At 30.6% G+C, this 4,996-nt stretch carries 5 protein-coding genes; all 5 read left to right on the top strand.

The window, feature by feature from the left end:
• Window positions 1–374 precede the first annotated feature (374 nt).
• Window positions 375–1,784: a 23S rRNA (uracil(1939)-C(5))-methyltransferase RlmD gene (gene rlmD / locus CVD18_RS21425; RefSeq protein WP_103867509.1), complete on the top strand. Its 1,410-nt coding sequence runs from the start codon at window positions 375–377 to the stop codon at window positions 1,782–1,784.
• 312 nt (window positions 1,785–2,096) lie between these two features.
• Entirely contained in the window at window positions 2,097–2,612 is a 516-nt protein-coding gene (locus CVD18_RS21420; protein WP_146052892.1) for a DUF6452 family protein, read from the top strand.
• Window positions 2,578–3,288 (top strand): DUF6048 family protein, encoded by a 711-nt coding sequence (locus CVD18_RS21415; protein WP_103867507.1) that lies wholly within the window; start codon window positions 2,578–2,580, stop codon window positions 3,286–3,288. Before CVD18_RS21420 ends, CVD18_RS21415 begins: the two co-directional genes overlap by 35 nt.
• A 259-nt stretch (window positions 3,289–3,547) precedes the next feature.
• Window positions 3,548–4,093, top strand: coding sequence for a DUF4274 domain-containing protein (locus tag CVD18_RS21410; protein WP_103867506.1), 546 nt, complete (start codon window positions 3,548–3,550; stop codon window positions 4,091–4,093).
• Between the two features lie 63 nt (window positions 4,094–4,156).
• Complete coding sequence (locus CVD18_RS21405) at window positions 4,157–4,726, top strand: Crp/Fnr family transcriptional regulator (RefSeq protein ID WP_103867505.1); 570 nt, start codon at window positions 4,157–4,159, stop codon at window positions 4,724–4,726.
• Window positions 4,727–4,996 lie beyond the last annotated feature (270 nt).

The following is a 4,996-nucleotide window of genomic DNA, read 5'->3' as shown; positions in this document are numbered from 1 at the left end:
GTAAGTGTGCTGGAAGCCTTACCGTTTATAGAGAAACTCTTTGTTAGCTTATCTACTAATACTGTGAATTCAGGAACACGCTCTAAAGCCGTCTCTAGAATCGTTTTACTTTTTTTTGATACATAATTTAGATGTTTTTATTGACTATCTAAATTTAAACTATTTTTATAGGGAACAAAAAAAGCTTCCGAGGTAACGAGGATTAGTTCAACAATACCTCTAGACATAAAAAATAAATGATAGACCAATAACATCAAGATTACTTATATATAATTTATAATATATTACTGCAATCATAACAGTTTCTCTTATTTTTTAAAAAGATATATTGAATAATTAATTTGCTATATGCACGCAATTCTTATTTTTGCGCTATGGCAAGAAAAAACAGAAGACAAATCTTTGAAAATATCAAAGTTATAGATGCGGGAGCAAAGGGAAAAAGTATTGCCAAAGCCCCCGACGGAAAAGTTATATTTATAAACAATGCAGTTCCTGGTGATGTAGTAGACATTCAAACTACCAAAAAGCGTAAAGCTTTTTATGAGGGGTCTGCTACAGTTTTTCATAAATTATCAGATAAACGTGCCGAACCAACATGTGAGTACTTTGGAACATGTGGAGGTTGCAAATGGCAATTTATGGAATATAAATACCAGCTAGAATACAAACAACAAGAAATAGTAAATAACCTTACTCGCTTAGGAAAAATTGAACTACCAGATGTAAGCTCTATTATGGGATCTGAAGATCAATTCTTTTACAGAAACAAAATGGAATTTTCTTTTAGTGATAGTAGATGGTTAACGCTGGATGAAATAAAAAGTGATACTGAAATCAAAGACAGAAATGCACTTGGGTTTCATATACCTGGAATGTGGGACAAAATTTTGGATATAGACGAATGTCATTTACAAGAAGACCCCAGTAACGATATCAGGAATAAAGTAAAGAACTTTGCTACAAAAAATAATCTCTCTTTTTATAATGCAAGAAATCAGCATGGTTTCTTACGAACTCTGATGATTAGAATTTCTTCTACAGGTGAAATTATGGTTTTAGTACAATTCTTTCATGAAGATTCTGAAAAAAGAATACAATTGTTAGACCATATTGTTTCTGAATTTCCTCAAATTACATCTCTTCAGTATACTATCAATTCTAAAGGAAACGATACTATCTATGATCAGGAAGTGATTTGTTACAAAGGAAAAGATTATATAGAAGAGGAAATGGAAGGATTACGTTTCAGAGTAAATGCTAAATCTTTTTATCAAACCAATTCTAAACAAGCCTACGAATTATATAAAGTCACCAGAGATTTTGCTAATCTTACAGGAGAAGAACTCGTTTATGACCTTTATACAGGAACTGGTACCATTGCTCAATTTGTTTCAAAAAAAGCAAAAAAAGTAATTGGTGTAGAAGCAGTTCCAGAAGCAATAGAAGATGCAAAAGAAAATGCTAGACGTAATAATATTTCTAATGTAGAATTTTATGTAGGTGATATGAAAAAAGTCTTTACCAAAGATTTTATTGCCAAACATGGTCAACCAGAAGTCATAATAACCGATCCTCCAAGAGATGGAATGCATAAAGATGTAGTAGCTCAACTCTTAAATATTGCAGCAGAAAAAATAGTCTATGTAAGCTGTAATAGCGCTACACAAGCACGTGATCTTGCTTTATTAGATGAGATGTACAAAGTAAGTAAAGTACAGCCTGTAGATATGTTTCCACAAACATTTCATGTAGAAAATGTAGTCCTACTAGAAAAAAGATGAAATTATTAAAACACTGTTAGTAAACTATGATTCTTACCTCGCAAAGAATCATAGTTTATAACTTTTGAGAATGACGCAGCACTAAAGTTATCTATTCTTTTCTAGCAACACCATAACAATAGAAGAGTCTTTATTTTTAGATAATAAACTATTTGAATTGGTTTATCTTTTATATTTTTGATCTCAACTATACAACAAAAAACTTTAGTAGTTTATTGAGTATCGAAAATTAAAAAAAAATAATATCTGAAGCTTTACATCTTTCTTATTGAATAAGAAAAAATTAATAAGCATACAAACCATAAATTATATATGAGAATATACAAATATCTATTGTTTCTAGTAATAACAACATTTTTTTTGTATTCAAATACAAGTTGTGAACGAGACGATATATGTGCAGAAGGTACACCCACCACCTCATTTTTAATCATAAAATTTATTGATTTTGAATCTGGATCCGATGTAAAAGTACCTCCAGGATTAGAAGTAAAAGCAACAGATGTAGAAACTCCTTTTCCAATAGGAACTGTAACAGAATCTATATCAATACCGCTTAAAAGCAATGCATCTTTTACAGATTATGAACTTACCATAAACTCTGATACCACTAATACTGATGTAACACCTAATACAGATATCATAAATATTCAATACACCCCTACAGAAGAATATGTAAGTAGTGCCTGTGGGTTTAAGATTAATTACCAAGGTCTTACAATATCTCCAGTAGATCCTGGAAATGACGGTAATTGGATAGAAAATATAACTATACAAAGAGAGAACGTAAACGATGAAACAGCCGCACACGTATTTATTTTTCATTAGCCTACTGCTTACCAGTTTCCTATATGCACAGGACGAAGCTCCAAAAACTACTGCAAAAGACACACTACCTCCAGCAGAAAAATATGGTTTTAGAGCAGGTATAGACCTAGCTAGATTGGTTCGTAGCGCGGTAGATGATAATTATTCTGGATTTGAAATTGTAGGTGACTATAGATTTCACAAAAAGTTTTACTTAGCTGTAGAAATAGGTAATGAATCTTTGATTAGAGATGAAGAAAATATAAATATAGAAGGCTCAGGAAGCTATATAAGAGCTGGAGTAGACTATAATGTATATGACAATTGGTATGGTATGCAAAATAGTATCTATGTAGGATTACGTTATGGGTTCTCTACCTTTGATCAGACCCTTAATGACTACACTGTATTTACAAGTACAAATTATTTTGGAGTTGATCAAATTACAGAAAAAATAACAGCTGAAGGGTTAAATGCAAGTTGGGCCGAATTAGTCTTAGGAATAAAAGTAGAAGTACTAAATAATCTATACCTTGGAGCCAATGTATCTTTAAGAAGCCTTGTGAGTGAAAAAACTCCTGACACCTTTGATAATCTTTACATTCCTGGGTTTGGTCGCACTAATGATTTTAGTAGTATCGGTGTAGGATACGGATATTCTATAAGTTATCTTATTCCTTTTTTCAAAAAGAAATAATAAACAATATAACACTTATAGTATTAGTCTGAATTTGATATAAGAAAACTATATCTAATCTTTAAATGGTTTCTAAAAACCAGAAAATATGAGGACAACCAATTGTTTTATAATAAAAAGGTTAGTCATACCATGCATCTTTTAAAAGAAGAAAAAGATTTACTAATTTAGCCACTACTAGTGTTCTTTTGATAATTCTTGTAAACAAATCAAAATGTAGCCCTTCCTTTTTTGACAGCCATAAAAATAAATCAGATTAATGAAGAAAAAAATAAGTCCAGAAGAATTTGAGATACTTGAGAATGAAATATGGAAAAATTTTCTTGAGAATGCAAGTCAACTGGATTTATATAAATCCGTCATAACTTCAAACTTTGATGGAAATAGCATCTTGTTTAATTGGATCAAGGGTAATCCCGAAATTGATAAAGCCGTCATTCTAGTAGCTTACTGGATGTCTGCCCCAAGATGGAAAAAGAAATTCTTGAATAGAGAAGATTGTCTTAAAAAGCAAGGTTACGGAATTGAAGAATTTGATTTTGTAGAAGAAATTGAACAAAAGTATATGGATGGATTCTACAGAAAAGAAGAACTAAAATTTGATCCAAAAAACGATGTTGAAAATTATGACTGGACAAGTGATTATCTTGATGAACCTGTAGTTCGAGAAATTCCTAAAATCATGTTTAACCCTACAAAAGGTGCAATTGAAATCAAAGAATTCCCTGAGGATTTTGATGAAGGTTTACCCATTGATTACGCTCAAAAAATATATCAAATTTTTGAACAATATGAAGTAGAATAAAACAGTTACCAATACCTTGTGAAAATATATTTTACACTAATCGTAGGACCATAACATCTACAAATGACTGAAAGTACTTTGATAAATCACATAAAAACTCTTGTAAATCTTTCAGAAAAAGAAGTATCCGAAATCGCACTCTTTTTCGATTTCCATTCATATAAAAAAAAAGAAACATTGCTTCTTGCTGATAAACGTTGTGATACGTTGTTTTTTGTTCAAAAAGGTTGTTTACAATTATACTTTATTGATAATTTGGGTAACCAAAAAACCTCTCAATTCGCTATAGAAAACTGGTGGTTAACCGATTTCTTAGCATTTCAAAGCCAAAGGCAATCTAATTTCTATATTGAAACAGTTGAGAACTCAAAAATTGCATCAATCTCTTTTTCAAAATATCAAGAACTCTTAAATAAATTCCCTAAAATGGAAAAATATTTTAGGACTATATACGAAACCGCTTATGGTGCTGCTTTAATGCGTATAAAATATATAAATAGCTTTTCTAAAGAAGAAATTTTTTTAAAATTTAGAGATAATTTCCCAGAATTTGTACAACGTGTACCACAATACCTTTTAGCCAATTTTCTTGGCTTGACTCCCGAATATTTGAGCGAAATTAAAAGAAAATAGCTTTCTTAAACCAGCTTAATTTTTACTACACTTCATTTGATCACCTTTGCTTCTCTTTAACCTGATTAGACAGTGTTACATAAATTCATAGCGAAAAAGAAATCATAAATAAATTATAAAATGAAAAACTTAGTAATTATATCAACATTATTCCTACTTTGTCATCTTAGGTTTGATTGTTCTTTTCTTGGTCTCTTAGTAGTTGTTTGATGTATCTTTGATGCTGTTCAAGAATTAGATTTATAGCTAATTGCGGAGTTTCTATTTTAG

It is taken from the genome of Aquimarina sp. I32.4, assembly GCF_002924285.1.
In the GTDB taxonomy this organism is placed as follows: domain Bacteria; phylum Bacteroidota; class Bacteroidia; order Flavobacteriales; family Flavobacteriaceae; genus Aquimarina.
Note: the sequence above shows the minus strand (reverse complement) of the source record. Positions and strands in the feature narration are given on the sequence as shown.

Excerpts from the sequence above, each read along its gene's own strand:
- CVD18_RS21420 (WP_146052892.1), top strand. The coding sequence starts at position 2,097 with ATGAGAATATACAAATATCTATTGTTTCTAGTAATAACAACATTTTTT.
- CVD18_RS21415 (WP_103867507.1), top strand. The coding sequence starts at position 2,578 with ATGAAACAGCCGCACACGTATTTATTTTTCATTAGCCTACTGCTTACC.
- rlmD (WP_103867509.1), top strand. The coding sequence starts at position 375 with ATGGCAAGAAAAAACAGAAGACAAATCTTTGAAAATATCAAAGTTATA.
- CVD18_RS21410 (WP_103867506.1), top strand. The coding sequence starts at position 3,548 with ATGAAGAAAAAAATAAGTCCAGAAGAATTTGAGATACTTGAGAATGAA.
- CVD18_RS21405 (WP_103867505.1), top strand. The coding sequence starts at position 4,157 with ATGACTGAAAGTACTTTGATAAATCACATAAAAACTCTTGTAAATCTT.